At 59.0% G+C, this 2476-nt stretch carries 1 protein-coding gene; it reads left to right on the forward strand.

Going from position 1 to position 2476, the window contains the following annotated elements; genetic code table 11:
* Positions 1 to 2476 (forward strand): cellulose synthase complex outer membrane protein BcsC (gene bcsC / locus A9587_RS24035; protein ID WP_105281984.1); only part of this gene is annotated, 2476 nt, incomplete at its 5' end.

Below are 2476 nucleotides of genomic sequence, written 5' to 3' on the forward strand. Positions count from 1 at the left end.
CCCGCACAGCAGCAACAATGACAAGTGGAACAGCCTGTTGAAAGTGAACCGCTACTGGCTGGCGATCCAGCAGGGTGATGCTGCGCTGAAAGCCAATAATCCAGAGCAGGCCGAACGGTTGTTCCGGCAGGCGCGCAGTGTTGATAACGCCGACAGCTATGCAGTGCTGGGACTGGGTGATGTGGCAATGGCGCGCAAAGATTACCCCGCCGCGGAACGTTATTATCAGCAGACGCTGCGCATGGACAGCAGCAACACCAACGCCGTGCGCGGACTGGCGAATATTTATCGCCAGCAGTCACCGGAAAAAGCCGAAGCGTTTATTGCCTCGCTCCCGGCCAGCCAGCGGCGCAGCGTTGATGACATCGAACGCAGCCTGCAAAACGATCGTCTGGCACAGCAGGCGGAGGCACTGGAAAATCAGGGCAAATGGGCGCAGGCGGCAGCGCTTCAGCGGCAACGGCTGGCGCTGGATCCCGGTAGTGTATGGATTACTTACCGGCTGTCGCAGGATCTCTGGCAGGCCGGGCAACGTAGCCAGGCCGATACCCTGATGCGCAATCTGGCACAGCAGAAACCAGACGATCCGGAGCAGGTTTACGCTTACGGGCTGTATCTCTCCGGTCACGATCAGGAGCGGGCGGCGCTGGCGCATATCAACAGCCTGCCGCGCGCGCAGTGGAACAGCAATATTCAGGAGCTGGTTAATCGGCTGCAAAGCGATCAGGTGCTGGAAACCGCTAACCGTCTGCGGGAAAGCGGCAAAGAGGCCGAAGCGGAAGCGATGCTGCGCCAGCAACCACCTTCCACGCGCATTGACCTCACGCTGGCCGACTGGGCGCAGCAACGGCGTGATTACACCGCCGCCCGTGCTGCGTATCAGAATGTCCTGACGCGCGAGCCGAATAACATCGACGCCATTCTTGGCCTGACGGAAGTGGATATTGCTGCAGGCGACAAAGCGGCAGCGCGCAGCCAACTGGCGAAACTGCCCGCCACCGATAACGCGTCGCTGAACACGCAACGGCGTGTGGCGCTGGTGCAGGCACAGCTTGGCGATACCGCGGCGGCGCACCAGACGTTTAACAGGCTGATCCCACAGGCAAAATCTCAACCACCGTCGATGGAAAGCGCGATGGTACTGCGCGATGGCGCGAGTTTTGAAGCGCAGGCAGGGGAACCGCAGCAGGCGCTGGAAACCTACAAAGACGCAATGGTCGCATCCGGTGTGGCGACAACGCGTCCGCAGGATAACGACACCTTTACCCGTCTGACCCGCAATGACGAGAAGGACGACTGGCTGAAACGCGGCGTGCGCAGCGATGCGGCGGACCTCTATCGTCAGCAGGATCTCAACGTCACCCTCGAACATGATTACTGGGGTTCGAGCGGTACTGGTGGCTATTCTGATCTGAAAGCGCACACCACCATGTTGCAGGTGGATGCGCCGTATTCCGACGGGCGAATGTTCTTCCGCAGTGATTTCGTCAATATGAACGTTGGCAGTTTCTCCGCCGACGCTGAGGGTAAATGGGATAACAACTGGGGCACCTGTACGTTACAGGATTGTAGCGGCAATCGCAGTCAGTCGGATTCCGGTGCCAGCGTTGCTGTCGGCTGGCGCAATGACGTCTGGAGCTGGGATATCGGCACCACGCCGATGGGCTTCAACGTGGTGGATGTCGTTGGCGGCATCAGTTACAGCGACGACGTGGGGCCGCTTGGTTACACCATTAACGCCCATCGTCGCCCCATCTCCAGTTCCTTGCTGGCCTTTGGCGGGCAAAAAGACTCCCCGGGCAACACCGGGAAAAAATGGGGCGGCGTGCGTGCTGATGGCGTGGGGCTAAGCCTGAGCTACGATAAAGGTGAAGCGAACGGCGTCTGGGCATCGCTTAGCGGCGACCAGTTAACCGGCAAAAATGTCGAAGATAACTGGCGCGTGCGCTGGATGACGGGCTATTACTATAAAGTCATCAACCAGAACAATCGCCGCGTCACCATTGGTCTGAACAATATGATCTGGCATTACGACAAAGACCTGAGTGGGTACTCACTCGGTCAGGGCGGTTACTACAGCCCGCAGGAATACCTGTCGTTTGCCGTACCGGTGATGTGGCGTGAGCGGACGGAAAACTGGTCGTGGGAGCTGGGGGCGTCTGGCTCGTGGTCGCATTCACGAACCAAAACCATGCCGCGTTATCCGCTGATGAACCTGATCCCGACTGACTGGAAAGACGATGCAGCCGGCCAGACCAACGACGGTGGCAGCAGTCAGGGCTTTGGCTACACGGCGCGGGCATTACTTGAACGCCGTGTCACATCCAACTGGTTTGTCGGTACGGCAATCGATATCCAGCAGGCGAAAGATTATGCGCCCAGCCATTTCCTGCTCTATGTACGGTATTCCGCCGCCGGATGGCAGGGCGACATGGATTTACCGCCGCAGCCGCTGATACCTTACGCCGACTGGTAA

This window comes from Escherichia sp. MOD1-EC6162, from assembly GCF_002965125.1.
Classification (GTDB): domain Bacteria; phylum Pseudomonadota; class Gammaproteobacteria; order Enterobacterales; family Enterobacteriaceae; genus Escherichia; species Escherichia marmotae.